Genomic DNA, 21,322 nt, shown 5'->3' on the forward strand with positions numbered 1-21,322 from the left:
TGCTCCGTCTTTTTAATTTATACCAATTGGGTTATAAAATAATCCGCCGCCCACAATGACCAATTCCTGTAAAACATCTTTAGTTAAATAAAAGATTAATTTTTTCTTAAAAATCCTTTTTTTATTTACTCAATACCAGTAATTTAGTCTCGCCATAGCATAAGTAGGTTAAGTTTATGGTAAGATTTGGGACGAAAAGGGTGGAGACTTCTCCGCCCTTTTCTATTTTAAAACCAAAAAAACCACCCATGAATAATTCATAAGTGGTTTCCTACAAGATAGTTAAGAATATTTCTACTCTTTCTTATTTGTTACTTGCATATCTTTTAGAAACTTCATCCCAGTTAATGATATTGAAAAACGCTTCAATATAATCTGGTCTCTTGTTTTGGTAATTCAGGTAATAGGCATGTTCCCAAACGTCTAAACCTAAAATTGGCTGACCTCCACATTCAACACCTGGCATTAATGGATTGTCTTGATTTGGTGTAGAACATACTTCTACTTTACCACCTTTATGAACACATAACCATGCCCAACCAGATCCAAATCTTGTACCAGCTGCAGTTGTAAATTTATCTTTGAATGCATCAAAAGAACCAAAAGCGCTATCAATTGCAGCAGCTAATTCGCCACTTGGCTTTCCGCCTCCATTTGGTGATAAGATTGTCCAGAATAATGAGTGATTGTAAAATCCACCACCGTTATTCCTAACAGCACCATTACTCATATCCAATCCTGTTAAAATATCTTCTATAGACTTCTCAGCAAGATCAGTACCTTCTATAGCAGCGTTCAACTTAGATGTATATCCTTGGTGATGTTTTGTATGATGTATTTCCATAGTCCTTGCATCGATATGAGGCTCAAGAGCATCATAGGCGTAAGGCAATTTTGGTAGTTCAAAAGCCATAATTTATGTGTTTTTAGATTAATATTAATTGTCTACCAAAGTTACGGGTTTTAACATTTATATTCATGTAATAATTTGTTAAGAACTGTACAGGATTCCTTAATTTGCAGTAAAAATTAGTGTCCAGTAATTCTTTTACCATATATAATGCATCCGCCGGATCAGGAAAAACCTATGCGCTTGCCAAGGTATACCTGAAAATTATACTTGATTCTCCGCAAAATTTTAGAAAAATTTTAGCCATCACATTTACCAATAAAGCGGTAAATGAAATGAAACACAGAATATTAAACAGTCTGTTCGAGTTTTCTAAAACTACCTCTATTGAAGACGCCGCTCCTTTATTTAAAGACATTATAAGCGAAACTAACTACACTTTTGAACAGTTGCCTGCTCTTAGCAAACTTAGATTAAAGCAAATTCTGCACAATTACGCTTTCTTCGATATTTCTACCATTGATAAATTTACACACCGACTCATAAGAACTTTTGCGAAAGATTTGAAGATTCCGCAAAATTTTGAGGTTGTTCTTGATGTGGACCTACTTTTACAAGAAGCCGTTGAGCGTGTTATAAGCAAAGCAGGTGAAGATCCTGAGTTTACAAAAGTGCTCTTAGATTTTGCCATTGAAAAAATTGAAGATGACCGTAGTTGGGATATTGGTTTTGATCTATTGAAAATTGGTAAGCTCATATTCGATGAGAACAATGCCGAACATTTAAAACATTTACAAGAAATAGAACTAGGCGATTTTCTAAAGTTACAAACGCATCTTAAAAAAGAAACCAAAAATCTAGAGAAAAAGATTGTAGCACTTGCTACTGCCGCTCTTGAAGTTATCACTTCATCTGGTTTGGATTTAAAAGATTTCCCTAGAGAAACTTTACCTAACCATTTCAAGAAAATAGTTGCTGAAAACTTTACACCTACACAACTCTACAATAACAAACTTGAGGATAATTTAATTGAGGGGAAAATAGTAAAAGCCTCCATAAAAGATGCTCCCGCAGATTTAGCCCCACAATTACTTCAGTATTATCAAGGAATAAAAAAGCTTATTTATAAAAGAGGATTGTTCGCCAATATCAATAGAAACATTATCCCCTTTGCGCTATTGAATGCGATCCAAAAAGAGCTGAAGATTATTCAAGAAGAGAAAGACCAATTGTCTATTTCTGAATTTAATACATTAATTGCAAAAGAAATAAAGGATCAACCTGCTCCTTTTATCTATGAGCGCTTGGGCGAAAAGTATCGTCATTATTTTATTGATGAATTTCAAGATACTTCGCAAATGCAATGGGAAAACCTTATACCGCTCATTGGTAGTGCCATGGAGGGTGAAGATGAGCTTGGCAACAAGGGTTCCCTATTTTTGGTAGGCGACCCAAAACAAGCTATCTATAGATGGCGCGGTGGCAAGGCAGAACAATTTCTTGAACTGGCTACACACCAAACGCACCCGTTTACCATACCGTCTGAACTGGTTACCCTACCTAGAAACTATAGAAGTTACGCCGAGGTCATCAACTTCAACAACAACTTCTTTCAGAGTATTAGTCCGTTTTTAGAGAACGATATTTATCAAGAATTTTTTAAACTGGGCAACACTCAAGAAACTAACCACAAAATTGGTGGCTATGTCAATATATCTTTATTAGAAGAAGATACCGACGATGAATATGCGGCCAACACATTGGCAACCATTGAAAATTGCTTGACGCAAGGGTATTCATATAGTGATATCTGTATTATTATTAGAAAAAAGAAACACGGATTACTACTTGCCGATTTTTTAATGCGGCATAAAATTCCCGTAGTTTCTTCAGATTCACTTTTACTTAGCGAGAGCGACAAAACCATTTTCTTGGTTCAGCTTATTCGATATATGGTTCAGCCTGCAGAATTAGAGATTCAATATGAAATTTTGAATTTTCTGTCAGATGGTAAAGCTGATAAACACGCCTATATCCATGAAAACTTGGGTAAACTTGATATACACCTTTTAGAAACCTATGGTTTTAATGCTTCTAAACTTAGGCAAACCTCTGTATTTGATGGCTTGGCCTATGCTATTAAAACCTTCGACCTTATACCAACTTCAGATGCTCATGTATCTGCTTTTATGGATTTGGTTTTTGATGTAGAGCAAAAATATGGCTCAGACATGCAATCATTTCTAGACTATTGGGACAAAAAAGGAAATTCGGCGAGTATAAGTACTCCAGAGAATATTGAGTCGGTGCAGATTATGACCATTCACAAATCTAAAGGTCTGGAGTTTCCTGTGGTTATTTTCCCCTATGCGAATTCAAACGTGTTCGAAGAGATTGATCCAAAATTGTGGCTTCCGGTAAATAAAAATGAATTCCTTGGCTTTTCCGAAGTACTTATCAATAAAAAACAAGAGGTTCAAGAATATGGCGAAATAGAATCGCTGCTCTATGACATTGACCACCAAAAGCTACAGTTAGATGCATTTAACCTGTTATATGTCGTTCTTACAAGAGCGGTAAATGCACTATTTATAATAAGTGCCAATAATCTAGATAAAAAAGGCGACCATAACCCTAACTACTATTCGGGCCTCTTTATTCACTTTTTAAAAAGTATCGGTGTATATCAACAAGACAAACTATCGTACGACTTTGGTAATTTTGCAATAAATGAAACAAAAAACAATAAGAGTACTAATCAATTGACGATACCTTATATATATACCAACAAAAACAGGCCCGATTTTAAAATACTTGCATTAGCCGGCACCCTTTGGGACGAAGGTTTAGATGTGGCCATAAATCAAGGTAACGTTATACATTATATATTAGGCGCTATCTATACAACTAAAGATTTAGACAGAGCTGTACAGATGGCTTTGCAGAAAGGATTAATTAAAGAACAGGAAGTAACCACTATTAAGAATATTGTAAAAAAAGTCATCTTTCATGAAGATTTGACCCAATTCTATCAAAACGATGTTGAAGTGCTGAACGAACGCGACCTATTAATTGCAGATGGTAGCGTGCAAAGACCAGATAGGGTGGTGCTTAAAAACCAACATGCTACGATTATAGATTATAAAACCGGTGAGCGAAACTCTAAATACCACCATCAAGTAAATACTTATGCCCAAAGTTTTTCAAATATGGGCTACACGATAGACCACAAAATCATTGTGTATATTAACACTGAAATAGAACTAGATTATATATAAAGGAATATGTACGGAAAAATTAAAGAACATTTACAGCAAGAAATTGAGAGTATTAAAAATGACGGACTCTTTAAAGAAGAACGGATTATTGTTTCTCCGCAAGATGCTGTTATTAAAATCAACACCGGGAAAGAGGTTATCAATTTTTGCGCTAATAACTACTTAGGGCTATCATCTCACCCCGATGTTATACAGGCGGCTAAAGATGCTATGGATACGCATGGCTTCGGTATGTCTTCTGTTCGCTTCATTTGTGGTACTCAAGATATACACAAGACATTAGAAGAAAAGATTGCCCACTTTTATGGTACGGAAGACACCATATTATATGCCGCTGCCTTTGATGCCAATGGCGGGGTGTTCGAACCTTTGCTGAATGCAGAAGATGCCATAATTTCAGATTCATTAAATCATGCCTCTATTATTGATGGTGTGCGTTTGTGTAAAGCTAAGCGCTACCGTTATGCTAATAGCGACATGCAAGATTTAGAAGCACAACTTATAAAAGCGAACGAAGATGGTGCACGTTTTAAAATTATTGTAACTGATGGTGTTTTCTCTATGGATGGTATAGTAGCACCATTAGATAAAATATGTGACTTAGCAGATAAATACGATGCTTTGGTCATGATCGATGAATGCCATGCCACCGGATTTATAGGTGCTAAAGGAATAGGAACCTTAGAGGAAAAAGGGGTAATGGGCAGAATCGACATTATTACAGGTACCTTAGGTAAGGCATTAGGTGGTGCTATGGGTGGTTATACTACCGGTAAAAAAGAAATTATCACCCTACTAAGACAACGCTCTAGACCTTATTTGTTTTCTAACTCATTGGCACCTGCCATAGTTGGTGCATCTATTAAGGTATTCGACATGTTAGAGAACGATACTTCTCTACGAGATAAATTGCAAGAAAATACTGAATATTTCAAAAAAGGGATCAAAGCAGCGGGGTTTGACATCGTTGAAGGGGACTCAGCAATAGTACCCGTAATGCTATATGATGCAAAATTATCACAGGATATGGCAAATAAGTTACTGGAAAGAGGAATTTATGTCATCGGATTCTTCTATCCTGTAGTCCCGAAAGGTAAGGCACGCATACGCGTTCAACTATCCGCAGCGCACACGATTGAGCATTTAGACAGTGCCATTAAAGCCTTTACCGAAGTGGGCAAAGAACTTAAAATCGTTTAAATGCAGTATTTAATCTTTTAAATGCGCTAAAAAAAATAGGAAATTGATTTTGTTAATAATATTTAACAAGTTACATTTGCAGCTAATAAACACTTAAACTTAAAATTTAATACATGAAACATCTTAGCAAATTATTGGCAGTTGCCCTACTTGTAGTAGGTATCAACAGCATACAAGCGCAAGACGAGAATAACCCTTGGCAAGTGCAATTTGGGGTTAATGCCATTGACGTATATCCTACTTCGGATGTAAGTTCTTTCGGTAATGAATTCTTTAATGTGAACGATCACTGGAACATTTTACCTTCTATTTCTTATGTAGGAGTATCTAAATCAATCGGAGATGGTTTCTCTGTTGGTGCTAGAGGTTCTTTAAATAAGATTAGCAAAATAGGAGATACTAGCGTTGACGATCTTTCTCATTATGCTATTGATGGTACAATTAAATATGATTTAATTAAAAAACAAACCGTTCTTGATCCTTTCGTAGAGATTGGTGGTGGTTATACTTGGGTTGATGAAATTGGTGCAGGTACAGTTAATGGAGGTCTTGGTTTAAACATTTGGTTTACTGAAAACTTAGGTCTTACATTACAATCTACTTACAAGCATGCCTTCGAAGATTACGGTGTTACTCATTTCCAACACTTAGCTGGTATTTCAGTTAAATTTGGTGGTACTGATACTGATGGTGATGGTATCTACGATAAAGATGATGCTTGTCCAGAAGTTGCTGGTCTTGAAGCATTCAACGGTTGTCCTGATTCTGACGGCGATGGCATCGAAGACAGCAAAGATGCTTGTCCTAACGAAGCTGGTTCTAAAGAAATGAACGGATGTCCTGATGCTGACGGTGACGGTGTTGCTGATAAAGATGATGCTTGTCCAAACGAAGCTGGTCTTCCTGCTTTAGCTGGTTGTCCTGATGCTGATGGCGATGGTGTTGCTGATAAAGATGACGCTTGTCCTTCTGAAGCTGGTCCTGCTGAAAACAAAGGTTGTCCTTGGGCTGATAAAGACGGTGACGGTGTACTTGACAAAGATGATCAATGTCCAGATGTTGCTGGTACAGTAGCTAACGCTGGTTGTCCTGAAGTAACTGAAGAAGTTCAAAAGCAATTGAATGATTACGCTAGAACTATCTTATTTGATACTGGTAAATCTTCTATCAAAGCTGAGTCTACTTCTGTAATGGTTGACATTATCACAATCCTTAAAGAATACCCTAACGCTAAGTTTACTGTTGAAGGTCATACTGACAGCGTAGGTAGCGAAAAATTAAACCAAAGCCTTTCTGAGTCAAGAGCTCTTTCTGTAAAAGAATTCTTAGTAGACAAAGGAATCGAAGAGTTTAGATTATCTGCTGTAGGTTACGGTGAGTCTAAGCCAATGGCTACAAACAATACAAGAGCTGGTAGAGCTCAAAACAGAAGGGTAGAAATCAACTTAGTAAAATAAGTTTATAAAAACCTAAGTGTTTTAATAACTAAAAGCCCCACAATATTGTGGGGCTTTTTTATTTTTACACTATGCAGAGTTTTATACAAGATGTAGTACTAGACGTTTTAAAAAATAACCCAGATACTGGTAAAGTAGTTTTTATTCTACCCAGTAAACGTGCGGGTGTATTTCTTAAAAAAATATTGTCCAAGTCACTTACCCAAACAGTACTTGCCCCAGAAATCTATAGTATTGAAGATTTTATTGAAAAGGTTTCTAACCTAGTCACCGCAAATACTACCACGCAATTATTTGAACTCTATAATGCCTATTTAAAAGTGGGTGATTATGAAAAGGAATCTTTTGATTCTTTTTTAAAATGGGGTCAAATACTATTACAAGATTTTAATGAAGTAGACCGTTACTTGGTTGACGCTTCTTCACTATACCAAAATGTTGCTGCTATACAAGAAGTCAACCACTGGTCATTGAATCCTGATAATTCTGAAATGATTGAAAACTACCTTCACTTCTGGAGGTATTTAGAAGACATCTACAAACAATTTAATGGCAGATTATTAGAACAGGGACTTGGTCACCAGGGACTCATCTATAAAACCTCGGTTTCTGAATTACCTAACTACCTTGAAAACACGAATAAAAAACACATCTTTCTTGGCTTTAATGCCTTGAACACTGCAGAGAGTATTTTAATACAGACCATTCTTGAAAAAACAGATGCTGATATTTATTGGGATATTGACCCCTACTTTTTACAAGACAATATTCATGATGCAGGTTTTTTTATAAGAAATTATCAAAGTACATGGAATGTTCTAAAAGGAAAACCCCTGGCGGGACTCACCAATTACTACAATACCAAAAAGAATATTGAAATTATTGGGGTGCCTAAAAATATCTCTCAAGTAAATTATGTAGGTGATTTATTGTACAAAATTCAAAATGAATCTCCTGATGCACTACGTAATGCTGCAATCGTATTGGGCAATGAAGAACTATTAAATCCGTTATTGAATTCAATTCCAGAAAATATACCGGCTACCAATATTACCATGGGTCAAAAGTTAGCGGCTACTACCTTGGCAAGCTTTTTTACCAACTTAATTGAATTTCATGAACAAAAGACAGAAAAAGGATGGTTCTACAAGCACTTACTTAATCTTTTGACACATTCATATGCCGTGCTATTATTTGACGCAAATGAAGTCTCTACAGATAGTTTAATATCAAAAATCAAAACAAATAACTGGTCTTACATCACCAATACTCAAATACGCGAACTTTTACCAGAAAATGCAGCGATCAACTTACTATTCGAAGATGTAAAGAATAACCCGAATCGACTTATAGATAATTTTTTGGCTCTTATTGAAGCTTTACGAGTTATCGACTTAGTAAAAGAAAATTCGCTTTTACTAGAGCAGCTTTATAAATTCTTTACACTATTCAATCAGCTAAAAGATCTTTGTAAGAGCTTTACCTATATCAATAATCTTAAAAGTCTAAAACATCTGTTTTCACAGCTGTTAAGCTCAGAAACTTTAGATTTTCAAGGTAACCCTATTGAAGGTATTCAAATTATGGGAATGTTAGAGAGTCGTTTGTTAGATTTTGAGACTATTATCATCACGTCTGTCAACGAAGGTGTATTGCCATCGGGTAAATCTAACAACTCATTTATACCGTACGACCTAAAAATCAAAAACGGATTACCAACTTATAAAGAGAAAGATGCGGTTTACACCTATCACTTCTATCGCTTATTACAACGGGCTAAAAATGTATATATATTGTACAACACCGAGCCAGATGCCTTGGAAGGCGGAGAGCGAAGTCGATTGATTACCCAATTATTGACCGACGACAATAGAAGCGATATTAAATCATTTATTGCCACACCAACTATACAACCTATTACCAATGAAATTCAGCAGGTTGAAAAAACCCCTTCGTTAGTAGCGCTTATTCAAGACAAAGCCAGAAAAGGTTTTTCACCTAGTTCGCTCAGTAATTACATTAGAAACCCTATCGATTTCTACAAGCAGAATTTATTAAATATCAATGAGGTATTACAAGTAGAAGAAACTTTAGCGCCAAATACTTTCGGTACCATTGTTCATGATAGCTTAGAGGCATTATATACCCCTTTAATTGGTAAGCCTCTTACGGTATATTTACTTAATGGCATTAGAAAAGGAATACCTACCATTGTGGCTCAGAATTTTGAAAAAACTTTTAAAGACGGAAACATCAGTTCTGGTAAAAACTACATTTCTTTTCATGTAATTCTCAAATACATACAAACATTTATCGATGTCGAGATTAAAGAACTTGCCGACCACAGTATTACCATTATTGCTTTAGAGCAATCACTCTCGGTGCCTTTAGAGGTTGCCGGATTAGATTTCCCTATCCTCTTAAAAGGTAAATTAGACCGTGTTGATGAATATGACGGAATTACCCGAATCATCGATTATAAAACGGGGAAAGTAGAACGCCGTAATGTAGAAATTGTAGAATGGGATATACTAACCGAAGAATATCAATACAGTAAAGCGTTTCAATTACTTTGTTACGGATTAATGTTTTCTAAAACACATCCCGCAGAAAATCTATCTATTCAAGCAGGTATCATTTCTTTAAAGAATTTTGCAGAAGGCACGTTGCTATTCGCGCAAAAAGAATCTGCCCGAGCAACCACAAAAAACCACATTATAACGAATGAGGTCATTTCCGATTTCGAGCAGATACTTGGTCAACTAATTACAGAAATATGCAATGCTGACATTGCGTTTACCGAAAAAGAAGTGTAATACTACTTCTTATCTGGTCTTGTAGGTCTTACCTCAATTTTACTAGGTAAGGTTCTTTCGTTCATTTGTAGTAAGTCTAATACCAATTCACCAATATCTTCTGGTTGAATTTTCCATGCATCTTTTTCATCTGGCTCGTTATTATTAAAATGTGTTGAAACAGAACCTGGCATTATCGTAGATACCTTAATACCGTACTGTCTTAAATCTAACATTGCAGCCTGAGTAAAACCAACCACTCCGAATTTAGAAGCATTATACCCTGCGCCTTTTGCGAAGAAGTTTGTACCCGCTAAACTCGCTAGTGTTATATAATACCCTTCTGATTTCTTTAAAGCCTCTACAGATGCTTTTAAGGTATGAAAAGCCCCATTTAGGTTAGTATCGATCATTTGATGCCAATCTTCATCCGTCATTTCATCGATAGGTGCAAAATTACCTACTCCGGCATTTGCCAAAACTACATCTACTTGACCCCATTTATCCAGTATTTTAGCAACCGCATCTTTTTCATCTGCCATTTTGCCAACATTAGAAACAATACCCAAAACAGCATCGTTATTAAACTCTTTTAGCGCCTGGTCAACACTACTCTGCGATCTACCGCTAATAGCCACTCTCATACCCTGCCCTAGCAATGTTTGCGCTACCGCAAAACCTATACCTTTTGTGCCTCCTGTTATATAGGCTACTTTATTTTTTACATCTTTCATGGTTCTATTTTTAATAATACGACAAGTTAGCAATTCTCTAATTTTTTTGTTGTCCTATTAGATTAAGAATTAACGGTTATCATTGATTATATTTAACATCAACTTAATACTCAACCATGAACAAAATAATCGTTTGGTCTATCACCGTAGCGCTTGCAGGTTTTTTATTCGGATTTGATACCGTAGTAATATCAGGCGCAAACGAACCTATTAAACAACTTTGGAACACTTCGCCGCTTTTTCATGGCACTTTTATTATGAGTATGGCACTTTGGGGCACTGTATTCGGTTCTCTGTTTGGTGGTATACCTACCAAAAATCTTGGGCGTAAAAAGACCTTACTTTGGGTAGGTATTTTATTTTTGGTTTCTGCTGTAGGTTCTGCATTGGCGCAAGATCCCTATTCATTCTCGGTATTTCGTTTTATTGGTGGTGTCGGCGTAGGTATTTCAACCGTTGCCGCCCCTATTTATATTTCTGAGATTACCTCAAAAGAAAATCGTGGTAAACTGGTAGGGCTTTATCAATTTTGGTTAGTGTTCGGTATTTTAATCGCCTTTGTCTCTAACTGGCTGTTAAAAGGTTTTGACGGAATAAATGACTGGCGTTGGATGTTGGGTGTTGAAGCTATACCAGCATTTATATATACTGCCATGGTATTGACCGTACCAGAAAGTCCAAGATGGTTGGCTCTTCATAAAAAGGATGATGCCGCTGCCTTGAAAATACTAGAAATCATACATACAAAAGAAAAGGCTGCACAGCAATTGGCAGAAATAAAAACGGACCTCAAGCATTCTACCAAAAGTGAACGTCTTTTTCAAAAGAAATATTCGAAAGTACTTTATCTCGCCTTTTTTATTGCCTTTTTCAATCAACTATCGGGTATTAACTTTGTGCTGTATTATGCTCCTGAAATATTAGAACAAGCAGGTTTGGGCGGTAAAGAATCGCTATTTAATTCTATTGCCATCGGTGCTGTAAATCTTGTTTTTACTTTTATCGGTATACGATTGTTAGATAAATTAGGAAGACGACAATTAATCATCATTGGATCTATTGGCTATATTATTAGTTTAATAATGGTGGGGCTTTGTTTTCAGATGGATTTAGGGTCTACCCTAACCCTTACCTTCATTTGTACATTTGTTGCCTCTCATGCTATTGGGCAAGGTGCCGTAATCTGGGTATTTATCTCAGAAATATTTCCGAACAGCGTGCGTGCATACGGGCAATCTTGGGGAGTAAGTGTACATTGGGTATTTGCAGCGATTATAACATTGATCACTCCGTTTTTCTTAGATGCTACGGAAGGTATTTTAAAAGATCAAGTATGGTATATCTACTATTTCTTCTGTGCCATGATGGTATTACAGCTTATTTGGGCAATTACCAAAATGCCGGAAACTAAAGGGGTTTCTTTAGAGGAACTGAGTAAGGAGTTGGTGAAAGAGTAGATTCATTTCACTAAAATGTTCATTAACTTCTTATTTAAATATAATTTTTCTTTTCCAACTTTTATGGAGGTTAGAAACCCTTTTTTTTCAAGGGCATTTAAATAATTACCAACTGTTTTTGGTGTTCCTAAACCAATATCAATCAAGTTTTGTCTTTTTGTATAAGGAAGCCTAAAAATTACCTCAACTAAATCTTTAGAATAAACTTTTGGTAGCGTGTCTTTAATATTTTCACCTGTTAAATCCATAAGCTTTGTAATTGACTCCAGTCTATTTAGACCATCAATTGAAGTTTTTTCCACCATGTCAAGCATATAAATAATGAATTTTGACCAATCATTTTTCTCTGTTATATTTCTTAAACCTTTATAATATTCATTTTTATACTTTATAATATACTCGCTAAGATACAAGGCTGGAACATCTAAAAGTTTTTCAAGTTTAAGTTGTAGTAAAAGAATAATTCTGCCCGTTCTTCCATTACCATCCAAAAAAGGATGGATAGCTTCAAATTGGTAATGGGATATTGCCATTTTAATTAAAGGGTCAATCGTACTATTTTCATTAATAAATGATTCTAAATTTGCCATTTTAGCTCTTATAACCTCTTCACCTGATGGCGGTGTATAAATGGTTTCACCTTTTTTATTTGATAATGTTGTTCCTGGAGTCGTTCTAACTCCTGCTGTATTTTGTTTTATACACTGAACTATTTCAACACATAAATTAGTAGTAATAAAAGGTTTTTTTTCAAGCTGACTTAAGCCAAGCCAAATAGCTTCTTTATAATTAATTACTTCTTTAGTTGCCGGGTTGTCAAACTTTTTATCCGCAACAATTGCCTGGTATATATCGTCATTTGTGGTAATAATATTTTCAATTTCTGAACTGGCTTTGGCTTCTTGTAAATGTAAAGCATCAATAAATAAGTTCGGATTTGGCAGATTTCTAATAGCTCCATTTAACTGAGCCAATGCTCTACTAGCAGCAATTGTTTTTATTAATACCTCCTTTGTTTCTAATTCTGTTTTAGGCGGAAGTAGCGGAAGATTATTATACGGTTTAGTCTTAATAAAGCTTTCCATTAACGAAGGTAAATTTTACATCTATACAATATACGAAGGTAAATATAATAATTTTTTACCTTCGTTTGAATTAAAACGGTAATCTTTACCCTCGTATCTACTCACTTTTCTATTTTATTCCATATTAAAATAGAAATTATATCACATACGTAATTAGCTCTTATCTAGACTATTATCTCCAATTACCAAAATGCCCGAAACTAAAGGGGTTTCTTTAGAGGAATTGAGTAAGGAGTTGGTGAAGGAGTAGATAGTAAGTATTTATAGAAAAAGAGCCCTCGTTATAATTATTACGAGGGCTCTTTCTTAATTCTAAGGTTAAAGATTGCCAACCATTTAATTCATACTATACTTTTCTCGATACGCCGTGGGGCTAATGCCCTCTTTCTTCTTAAACAACCTTGAAAAATAATGCGGATACTCAAATCCCAACTCGTACGCTACCTCAGCGATACTTTTACTGGGCTGCAACAACATATTTTTTGCCTCATCAATTAACAGCAATTGCAAATGCTCGGTAGTAGTTTTACCGGTTTCTTTCTTTAAGGTATCACTTAGGTAACGCTGAGATACCAACATTTTATGCGCGATCTGTTCTATACTCGGTATACCATTTTCCTGTAATTGCCCCGATTCAAAATACGCTATTAATTGTGCATTAAATTGCTCCAATAAACTTGTAGAAAGTTCTTTTCTGTTTAAAAACTGCCTTTCATAAAAACGGTTCGCATATTTCAAAAGGGTGCTCAGTTGTGATATAATGATGTCTTTACTAAACTCATCTTGATTATTCTGATACTCTATTTCAATATTTTCTACTATGGATTCTAATTGCTTTTCTTCTTTTGGTGATAGATGTAACGCTTCATTGACCGAATACGAAAAGTAGCCGTATTTCTTAATCTGTTGCGCCAATTCCGTCCCTTTTAAAAAGTCTTCATGAAAGTTGATTGAAAAACCATTTTGCTCAAAAACTGCGCTACTATCCCACTGTAATACTTGCCTAGGGGCTATAAAAAACAAAGCTCCATTGGTAAAATCATATGTTGTTCTACCATAGTTTAAATCGCCCTTTACAATCTTTTTAAAACTGATGGAATAACAGTCGTTGGTAATTGGTGGGGAACTTTCTTTCGGGCAGGGTAAAAAACCATCTTCCGATGCTGAAAACACACTTAACATAGGGTGTTCTGGACCGGGTAGCTCCAAATATTTTAAAAATGCCGATAAGGTTTTAAAGTGCTGCATATTACTAGTTCATTTCTTTAGCTGCCAACTGTAATTGTTTATTGTAACCGTCTATTCTGGCATGTGCGGTACCGTCAACCAACAAAATGGCGACCAACATCCCAATTGTTGTAATCATACTCGCTCTCCAAATAGGTGTGCTTACAAATAACAATACCAACGCACAAACTATTATAATTATCGGGATTGCGGTAAAAACAACCGTATTATATTCTTTTAGAGTAGCTTTGGCACGCTCAAGTTCTGATGCTACGAATGCCGGTGCATCTGTTTCATATGCTTTTTCAAATTGAGGTATTCTTGATTTATTGGTAAAGAACAATCCCAACCCAATGATCATAAGTAATGAACCCGCTACCAAAGTAGGTATAATGTAAGCTCTTGCCATATCGGTCTTGCCCAATTGCCAAAACCCAAAGCTAGCCATTAAAAATGCCAGACCGAAGAGCATGAAAAACGGAGTTGAAACTAGTTCTGCCTTTGCCCAATCTGTTGCTGCTTTTAAAATATCCATGGTTATAATTTTGGTCGATTACTAATTTACAAATTCCAAGTTACACCGGTTTCGTTTTCCGATAGCTCCCAAAGTCTTTTCATTACCGGCTTATCTTTTGCGTGTGGCTCTAGTTTACACTCCCCAACGGGACCTGTCCAATAATTTTTACCTGTAGGACCGTAAAATGCTGTTTGGTCCAAATCGGGTTCTGTAGCGCACATCAATTCTGGGTATGCCCCTTTCTCTGCAGATTGTACCATGGGCGTTAATTTCATGATCTGCCAAATGAATCTGGTCATTAAACTTCCGCTGGTTTTTATAAGTGATGTCGATGATGCCCCTGGGTGACAAGCATATGATTTCACACCTGTTTTTCCAGCTGCCTTAAGTCGGTCTTGCAGTTCATACACACACATGATCTGTGCTAATTTACTTTGGCTGTACACCCCGTTCGGACTATAATTTTTGTCCCAGTTCATATCATCGAACTGTATGGTCTTAATTCCCAAATTGTAGCCCATACTACCTACAGTCACTATTCGCCCATTCGATTCTTCAATGCGTGGGTATAGCAATGCCTGCAGTAAGAAGTTACCATAGTGGTTTACCCCTAAATGACTTTCAAATCCATCTTCTGTAAATGTCTGTTTTGGTACTTGGGCAATAGCAGCGTTACACATCAACGCATCTATTTGTGGTAAGGTTTTCAGCACTTCTTCGGCAGCTTTTCTTACCGAAGCCAATGATGCCAGGTCCATCTGTATATTCGTCACCGGTATGGCATTACCTAGCTCTTGTTTTAAGGTTGCCAAGGTATCTGCAGCTTTTGTTGGGTTACGGTTCAACATCACCACTTTTGCTTCTTTTTTCAAAAGAATTTTTGCCGCTTCAAAACCTGTACCGCTCGTAGTACCCGTTATAACGAATGTTTTGCCCTTTAGGGTTGTAATCCTATCGGGCGTCCACCCTTTTTTACCAAATTGTGTTGTACTCATTATATCCTATTTTTTATATGTCTAAAGAATAGGACAAAGGTAAAATGGGGGATAGGCTTTTGCCTTACACACATTTTCGAATGTTGTGTACTTTTTGGTGGATATTAGGGTTTTATTGGGATGGTGAATTAGTGAGATGGTGAGTTAACGAAAAGGTGAATTTATGCCTTGTATCATTTATCGAGCCAATCTGTTTTTAGATAGTGTAAAGCATCTTCTAAAGCCTGTTTAGATGATTTAGGATTAAAACCTAACTCTTCTACCGATTTACGTATATCGTAATCTTGTTTTAAGCCATAAAACATATCCAGATAATGTCTTTGCAATAAGGGCTCTTTTCCACTTATACGACTACCAAATTCCATTACTGTTGCAACGGCATACAACAACCATTTAGGGACCTTTCTAGGTATTCTTAATTTTAATTCCGGATATAGATCCGCAGCTATCTGTACACTTTCTTGTAGTGTTGTGTGTTTCTTGTTCGCTAAAATATAACGTTCTAGATTTCTACCTTTTTCCATCGCGCTATACAAACCCGTGGCAACATCATTTACATCTATCCAATTAAGTGTAATGTTGGTATCTACCGGTATTTCACCTTTTAAAATTTGTAATACTAGTGCATTGGTATAACTTAATTTAAACGCTTTTGAGCCAATCATTGCAGAAGGTAGTACCACTATGGTTCTAATATTATATTTTTCTCCCAATGTCAATGCAAGCTTATCAGAATCGTTTTTAGAATTGTAATACCAGTTTCTACGGTCTTTATTATAACCATTATTTACACTGGCCGGTAATTTTGTAAAATCTAAACTAGCGACAGAACTTACATAAACAATGTTCTTAACACCGCATACTTTTGCAATATCAAATACATTTTGGGTACCTTTTAAATTGTTGTCATATATCTCGGCTTTGGGATCTTTAGCCCACATACTAAAATTTGCGGCTACTGCGTATACATTTGTCACACCGGAAAATGCTTTTCTAAGTGATACTTTATCTGTAATATCCGCTTCAACCACTTCGCAATCTAAGCCCTTAAATGGTTCTTGATTAGTACTATTTCTTACCGTGGTCCTAACTTGTAGATTTTTGGCAAGTAAAAGGCGTACTAAATTGTTACCTAAATGACCGTTGCCTCCCGTTACCAATGAAATTTCGTTGCTCATATTCTTATTTTATAAGAGCAAATTTCAAGCGCTTGGCGGACTAAAAAAATAACATTTGTTAGAAAACGATTTGCTTTCTAATACGGCTTAATGATTGCGGCTCCATCCCCAAGAATGATGCAATATTGTCTATAGAAACACCAGCCACTAGTTTTGGATGTTGATTTACGAATTTTAAGTAGCGCTCTTTTGCCGTTAATAATTGAAAATCTTTAACTCGTTCCATTTTGCAATTAAGATGCTCATTGGTCACTTCTTTTACAAATTGTGTCCAGAACGTTGTTTTGGTCTGTAAACGGGTGAAGTCTTTTTTTGAAATTTTTACTACTTGACATTCCGTAATGGTTTCGTAATAATCATTTGCAGATGTTTCGGTCATGAAACTATCTAAAGATGTAAATATATCATTTTCTTCTACAAGATGTTGAACAACTATTTTGCCATCTATATTTTGATATCCCTTTACAATCCCCTTCTCCAAGAAATAGATAAATCGCTCTACATTTCCCTCTTTTAGAAGTAGGGTTTGTGCTGGTACTTTTTCTGACACAAAACAATCGCTAATTAACTCCTTATCCGATGAAGTTAACCTAACTTTTGCTTGTATGTAGTTGATAAGGTTTTCCATTTTCAATGTGCTAATACCATAGTTATTTTAATATATAATTATCTCGTTAATGAGTCCTTTCTATCTACTGTTGTTAATAGAGTTAAGTTTATCAATATACATTTAATAATCTATTATAAACCTTCAATTTTAAATAGCTCATCTCCAGGAATTAAATCTTTTTTATGTTCACAAGTCCAGATTACTTTACCATTAAAGGAACTCTCACAATCCACGGTAACGCCTTCGTTTCCAATTTCACATAATACATCACCAGATTTTACCCTATTGCCAACTTTTACATACCATTTTTCTAAAACTAAAGGCATCTGATTTCCCAAATCTGGTGTTGTACATACACTTACTTCTCCTGTTTTCAGTTCTGGAATGACAACCTTATTAGACGTTGTATCTTCTCTCTCCATTTCTTCCCTAGTCTTAAAATGAGGATTTGCTTTAAAATCCTCCATATACTGGGCGCTTTTCTTATTATACATAAAAAGCTTAGCTAAATATGCTTCTATTATTTTTCTCAAATTAGAACCTTAAAAGTGTAAACTATGAGACTTTAACTTTGTAAAGGATGTCCCTTTAACGTACCGTATTGAAGATAACGTCTCCGTATATGAAACGTAGCGTGTAAAAAGACACTGTCGTTTCGGATTATATACGAGCCGAATTTTTAAATTTTTCTTTTTATCTTTATTTTACTAAAAGCCAAATTTAAAAATTTGGCGGTCTTGGCAAATACACACAAACCTTTCGGAAAGCCTATACTAGCTATGTTTTATATACATTGTTGGCAGTAGTTTTTATTCATACGTTGGGTCGAATAATAAACCTTTATTTTGTTTTGCTTCTGCTTCAATTTCCTTACTTGTTAATTCAGAAAGTTCTTCAAGTCTTTTACCAACTACAAAATATGGTTTTTTCTTATCGAATTTTTTCAATTCAAGCTTTACTGCTTCTATTTTATCTATCAGTTCTTTTATTTTCGAATCAGAGTCTGATAGCTTTTTTTGAATTTCTTTTCGGTCTGTAGTTTGAGTTAAGTCAGTTAAATTCAAATTTTCACTTAATTCTATAAGCTCACTTTTTAATTCTGTGTTAGAAAATTTGTTTTTAGATATGTAGGTTGTTATTTGCTTGAGTTTCGTTTCAATTTTTTTGAGGTATGACCTTTCTACTTTTAAAGGTTCTAATTTTCTCGAATTGTTGTAAAAATATATATTTCGAGATTCCAAAATATTAAAAAAGAAATGGTCTTGAATAATTGATTTACTTAAAGTCGGTATCCAATCTTTATAAACTGTTTCATAAGCTAAAAGCCATTCTTTGTTATTTAAATTGTCCGTATTAATCATTTCAGTTACTGAAGTGAAATCAAAGTTCTTAATTCTGTTATTTTGCTGAAATAAGTCAAGTCCAACAATAATTCCTGTAACGCTTTTACTTTTAAAAACCATTTCATAAATATCTTTGGTTGGTTGAATTTTAAATTCGTTTAAAATCCAAAGCGACCAAGTCAGTTCAAAATCGTGTTGATTTTCGTAGTTCCTTTTGATGATTTCGAAGCAAAATTCTTTTAAGCGTTTTTTTGAAACTAATTTTTCGTAAGTAATTAATAGTTTGGCAATTTTATTTAAAGAACTTGTCTCAATTAAACCAAGTCTAAAAAGCAAAGATTCAAAATAATCCCAATTTTCCTCTTCAATACGGACAAAATTAAATTTATTTAGAGCTAATTTTAGTACGCTATCTTTTGGGTTTTCTTGTGCGTGTCTAAAAGCAATAGAGAAGAAATTCCATATGTCATCTTTTTGGTCATTTTCGGATGGTCTAAAATAAAATGATTTTATATCAAGTGCCCAAGGTTTTTCCAATTCACTTTGTGTTCTTGAAATCTCTGTTTTTTCATCATTAATTTTTAATTCAAAATCATTTAGAATTTTTTTCAATTCCGATAGTCCTATTTGAGCATCTAACTCCGAATTAAAATATAAAGCATAGTCGTCATAATATCTATAACCAAGAAAATCTATCTTTTTTGATTTTAGTTTTTTTTCAAGATGTTTATCAATATGACAAGCAATTACTTCTGCTATTATGAATGAAGTATCTGGACCAATAGGTATTCCCATTGTTTGTTGATTTTGACACCACATAAGTCTATCGTCAATATCATTTCCATAAATATTATTAACCTTTAAAGGGTCTGTATTACTTAACGCTCGATTCCTTTTGTATTTATCTTTTCCTCCAAATGTTACCCAAGGAACTGAATGAGTATAAATTGATGGATAAAATTTTGCAATATCAGTTTTTAATTGAACAGCATATTTAAAAGAGTTTATTATGCCCGATTCTTTAAAGAAACTAAAATCATTGTGTTTTACTGAACGCTTGTTTTGTTCAATTTCAGTCTCAATTTGTGGTTTCGTAGTTGATAAATTAGAATCATTAAATAGTTTTGCAATCTCTGTATAATTGTCAACAATTGCTTGGGATAATTTACCTTGGTGAATTGGGTTTGGTATTTTAATTATTTTTCTTGCTATTCCACTTTTTGGAATATTAAATTGGCTACAATCAGAATAATTTAGTCGATTTTTAAAGATTTGTTTTAATCTAACTTTTTTTTCCGTTTTTTCAGGTCTGGATAGACCTGTCATAGTATTAACAGAATTCTGCAATGCTGTTAAACTTGCATTTTTGGTCGAATCAGCTAATGCCGATATATTCGAAAAATCGTTACCAAATAATTCAGTAAAGAATGATGGCGGAAGCTCTTTAGGAAAGTATCCTTTATTCAATAAATGTTTAATGTTCATTCTTTTCTCAAATTACTGCCAACAATGGTATAAAGCAACAAGTTACTTTACACCCAAATATTAATTTATAAAATAACATTCTAAAACGGCAGGGGGAAGTAGTTTTTAGAACCGACCAACAAGGTAGTATTTTTCTTCAATGCAGCATTACGGTAACCCGTAATCTATTTAAAATAGCCGTAACACCTAATCTCTAAATGTTATAGAAGCTATGTAGGCAAGTTGCGCTAGGTTTTGTTTGTTTTGAGCTCAGTTCTCTATTCTGAGCCGTATTTATTTGTAGAGTTTTGGTTCTGCAATACCTCTTTTGAGCATATTTGACTTATTCATTTCAAAATGATCAATAGTCATCTCGTTATAGTATTCACGAAAGGTAGGCAGGTCAAATTCCTTTCTTAATTTATCAATATTGACGGAATCAATTAGTCCGTTTTTTGGTATTGATTGTCCAAATGAATTATAGGTTACTTGAGTGCCAAATCTTTGTTTTTTACCTGTATTGATATGTACTCGATCTTCAAGCATAGCGTATTCAGATTTACTGCCATTATTTATTGCTATTTCTTTTTTTAATTCTTCTAACATCGCCTGCTGAAATTCAATGTCATTGTCGGCGTGTTGTATTGATATCCAAAAATCGTGCGATGCCTGTTTTCCTATTTCCTTGTAACCTAAATAGCCATATTTTTTATAAAGCTCTTTTATTTTATTTTGATTTAATAGCCCAATACTATCTCTCTGTATTTCAAAGATCTCCCAACCCTTTTCGTACCCATATTTATCGGTTAATGTTACAGGCGGTAGACCTGCGTATTTTTGGTCAAGAGTTTTTATTGCGTTTAATTCTGTAATAATTTCTGCTTTTTCAGACTCTGGTATTGCATCTGTTTTACAACTAAAAAAACAAATAATAGTAAAACATAAAATAAATAGGGAAAAGAATTGTTTAAATATTTTCATTCATTTAAGTTTTTCTCTGTTTAATGCCAATATTGGTTTAAAGTAAAAATCAAAACTGCACCGGGAAGTAATATTTTAAAACCTACCAACAAGGTAGTATTTTTCTTCAATTTAGCATTACCGGTAACCGTAAACAATATTAAACAGCCAT

Annotated in this window: 16 protein-coding genes; 5 read left to right on the forward strand and 11 right to left on the reverse strand. The window is 34.8% G+C overall.

Going from position 1 to position 21,322, the window contains the following annotated elements:
• Positions 1–304: 304 nt before the first annotated feature.
• A complete protein-coding gene (locus CLV90_RS00870; protein ID WP_133685639.1) occupies positions 305–913 on the reverse strand; it encodes a superoxide dismutase in 609 nt (202 codons plus the stop codon).
• Positions 914–1,032: 119 nt separating this feature from the next.
• Between CLV90_RS00870 and CLV90_RS00875 the strand changes: the two genes are divergently transcribed.
• The 4 genes from CLV90_RS00875 (at position 1,033) to CLV90_RS00890 (ending at position 9,601) form a co-directional block, all read left to right on the forward strand.
• The gene (locus CLV90_RS00875; RefSeq protein ID WP_133685640.1) at positions 1,033–4,128 is read left to right on the forward strand and encodes a UvrD-helicase domain-containing protein; all 3,096 of its coding nucleotides are present in this window, start codon (positions 1,033–1,035) and stop codon (positions 4,126–4,128) included.
• 6 nt (positions 4,129–4,134) lie between these two features.
• On the forward strand, positions 4,135–5,328 hold the full coding sequence (kbl, locus tag CLV90_RS00880) for a glycine C-acetyltransferase (RefSeq protein ID WP_133685641.1): 1,194 nt from the start codon (positions 4,135–4,137) through the stop codon (positions 5,326–5,328).
• A 113-nt stretch (positions 5,329–5,441) separates the two neighbouring features.
• The gene (locus CLV90_RS00885; protein ID WP_133685642.1) at positions 5,442–6,785 is read left to right on the forward strand and encodes an OmpA family protein; all 1,344 of its coding nucleotides are present in this window, start codon (positions 5,442–5,444) and stop codon (positions 6,783–6,785) included.
• Positions 6,786–6,856: 71 nt separating this feature from the next.
• Positions 6,857–9,601 (forward strand): PD-(D/E)XK nuclease family protein, encoded by a 2,745-nt coding sequence (locus tag CLV90_RS00890; protein ID WP_133685643.1) that lies wholly within the window; start codon positions 6,857–6,859, stop codon positions 9,599–9,601.
• 2 nt (positions 9,602–9,603) lie between these two features.
• Here the strand turns inward: CLV90_RS00890 and CLV90_RS00895 are convergent, their stop codons facing one another.
• A complete protein-coding gene (locus CLV90_RS00895; protein ID WP_133685644.1) occupies positions 9,604–10,314 on the reverse strand; it encodes an SDR family oxidoreductase in 711 nt (236 codons plus the stop codon).
• A gap of 116 nt (positions 10,315–10,430) precedes the next feature.
• Between CLV90_RS00895 and CLV90_RS00900 the strand changes: the two genes are divergently transcribed.
• Positions 10,431–11,771, forward strand: a complete 1,341-nt coding sequence (locus tag CLV90_RS00900; protein WP_133685645.1) for a sugar porter family MFS transporter — start codon at positions 10,431–10,433, stop codon at positions 11,769–11,771.
• A gap of 2 nt (positions 11,772–11,773) precedes the next feature.
• Here CLV90_RS00900 and CLV90_RS00905 read toward each other — a convergent pair whose 3' ends face one another.
• From CLV90_RS00905 to CLV90_RS00945, 9 genes are all read right to left on the reverse strand, one after another.
• Positions 11,774–12,856, reverse strand: a complete 1,083-nt coding sequence (locus tag CLV90_RS00905; RefSeq protein WP_133685646.1) for a Fic family protein — start codon at positions 12,854–12,856, stop codon at positions 11,774–11,776.
• Positions 12,857–13,192: 336 nt separating this feature from the next.
• Entirely contained in the window at positions 13,193–14,104 is a 912-nt protein-coding gene (locus tag CLV90_RS00910) for a helix-turn-helix domain-containing protein (RefSeq protein WP_133685647.1), read from the reverse strand.
• Between the two features lie 4 nt (positions 14,105–14,108).
• Positions 14,109–14,618: a hypothetical protein gene (locus tag CLV90_RS00915; protein WP_133685648.1), complete on the reverse strand. Its 510-nt coding sequence runs from the start codon at positions 14,616–14,618 to the stop codon at positions 14,109–14,111.
• Between the two features lie 26 nt (positions 14,619–14,644).
• Positions 14,645–15,595 carry an SDR family oxidoreductase gene (locus CLV90_RS00920; RefSeq protein ID WP_133685649.1) on the reverse strand — a complete coding sequence of 317 codons (951 nt, stop codon included), beginning with the start codon at positions 15,593–15,595 and terminating at the stop codon, positions 14,645–14,647.
• Positions 15,596–15,768: 173 nt separating this feature from the next.
• Positions 15,769–16,773: an NAD-dependent epimerase/dehydratase family protein gene (locus tag CLV90_RS00925; RefSeq protein WP_133685650.1), complete on the reverse strand. Its 1,005-nt coding sequence runs from the start codon at positions 16,771–16,773 to the stop codon at positions 15,769–15,771.
• A 58-nt stretch (positions 16,774–16,831) separates the two neighbouring features.
• On the reverse strand, positions 16,832–17,401 hold the full coding sequence (locus tag CLV90_RS00930) for a Crp/Fnr family transcriptional regulator (protein ID WP_133685651.1): 570 nt from the start codon (positions 17,399–17,401) through the stop codon (positions 16,832–16,834).
• 113 nt (positions 17,402–17,514) lie between these two features.
• A complete protein-coding gene (locus CLV90_RS00935; protein ID WP_133685652.1) occupies positions 17,515–17,916 on the reverse strand; it encodes a biotin/lipoyl-containing protein in 402 nt (133 codons plus the stop codon).
• Between the two features lie 276 nt (positions 17,917–18,192).
• On the reverse strand, positions 18,193–20,211 hold the full coding sequence (locus CLV90_RS00940) for an RNA-directed DNA polymerase (RefSeq protein WP_133685653.1): 2,019 nt from the start codon (positions 20,209–20,211) through the stop codon (positions 18,193–18,195).
• A gap of 273 nt (positions 20,212–20,484) precedes the next feature.
• The gene (locus CLV90_RS00945; RefSeq protein WP_133685654.1) at positions 20,485–21,171 is read right to left on the reverse strand and encodes a DUF6624 domain-containing protein; all 687 of its coding nucleotides are present in this window, start codon (positions 21,169–21,171) and stop codon (positions 20,485–20,487) included.
• Between the last annotated feature and the right edge of the window lie 151 nt (positions 21,172–21,322).

This window comes from Maribacter spongiicola (assembly GCF_004364165.1).
In the GTDB taxonomy this organism is placed as follows: Bacteria; Bacteroidota; Bacteroidia; order Flavobacteriales; family Flavobacteriaceae; genus Maribacter; species Maribacter spongiicola.

Bases quoted from the DNA above. Each gene is read 5' to 3' on its own strand.
- CLV90_RS00905 (WP_133685646.1), bottom strand. From the start codon at position 12,856: ATGGAAAGCTTTATTAAGACTAAACCGTATAATAATCTTCCGCTACTT.
- CLV90_RS00940 (WP_133685653.1), bottom strand. From the start codon at position 20,211: ATGAACATTAAACATTTATTGAATAAAGGATACTTTCCTAAAGAGCTT.
- kbl (WP_133685641.1), top strand. From the start codon at position 4,135: ATGTACGGAAAAATTAAAGAACATTTACAGCAAGAAATTGAGAGTATT.
- CLV90_RS00930 (WP_133685651.1), bottom strand. From the start codon at position 17,401: ATGGAAAACCTTATCAACTACATACAAGCAAAAGTTAGGTTAACTTCA.
- CLV90_RS00945 (WP_133685654.1), bottom strand. From the start codon at position 21,171: ATGAAAATATTTAAACAATTCTTTTCCCTATTTATTTTATGTTTTACT.
- CLV90_RS00900 (WP_133685645.1), top strand. From the start codon at position 10,431: ATGAACAAAATAATCGTTTGGTCTATCACCGTAGCGCTTGCAGGTTTT.
- CLV90_RS00870 (WP_133685639.1), bottom strand. From the start codon at position 913: ATGGCTTTTGAACTACCAAAATTGCCTTACGCCTATGATGCTCTTGAG.
- CLV90_RS00895 (WP_133685644.1), bottom strand. From the start codon at position 10,314: ATGAAAGATGTAAAAAATAAAGTAGCCTATATAACAGGAGGCACAAAA.
- CLV90_RS00910 (WP_133685647.1), bottom strand. From the start codon at position 14,104: ATGCAGCACTTTAAAACCTTATCGGCATTTTTAAAATATTTGGAGCTA.
- CLV90_RS00915 (WP_133685648.1), bottom strand. From the start codon at position 14,618: ATGGATATTTTAAAAGCAGCAACAGATTGGGCAAAGGCAGAACTAGTT.
- CLV90_RS00925 (WP_133685650.1), bottom strand. From the start codon at position 16,773: ATGAGCAACGAAATTTCATTGGTAACGGGAGGCAACGGTCATTTAGGT.
- CLV90_RS00885 (WP_133685642.1), top strand. From the start codon at position 5,442: ATGAAACATCTTAGCAAATTATTGGCAGTTGCCCTACTTGTAGTAGGT.
- CLV90_RS00920 (WP_133685649.1), bottom strand. From the start codon at position 15,595: ATGAGTACAACACAATTTGGTAAAAAAGGGTGGACGCCCGATAGGATT.
- CLV90_RS00890 (WP_133685643.1), top strand. From the start codon at position 6,857: ATGCAGAGTTTTATACAAGATGTAGTACTAGACGTTTTAAAAAATAAC.